This is a genomic window from Bacteroides caecigallinarum (assembly GCF_021530995.1).
Lineage (GTDB): Bacteria > Bacteroidota > Bacteroidia > Bacteroidales > Bacteroidaceae > Phocaeicola > Phocaeicola faecigallinarum.
Genome location: NZ_JADYTF010000375.1, coordinates 1 through 250 on the forward strand (window position 1 = coordinate 1; position 250 = coordinate 250).

Annotated in this window: 1 pseudogene; it reads left to right on the plus strand. The window is 42.4% G+C overall.

Annotated elements, in window-relative coordinates:
* Positions 1–121: 121 nt before the first annotated feature.
* Positions 122–250 (plus strand): annotated as a pseudogene (locus I6E24_RS17710) (ISL3 family transposase); the annotation flags it as partial.

Here is a 250-nt window from a genome sequence, read left to right on the forward strand (position 1 = left end):
CCCCACGCATGATATAGAAAACTGCTGTTCATAATTGTACGTTTGCTTGTGCTTATTCAAATATACAATTTGTGCAGCGGTTTTCTTCTTTAATAAACTATCACGCGAAATGTCGGATGAACCAAAAGACATCAACAAACGCAAGGTGTTGAAAGGTACGCGATACCTGTTACTGAGTAATGGGGCGGATATCTTCGACAAGGAGTATAAGACACGGCTTGACAACGCGCTGGATATGAACAAGCCCCTG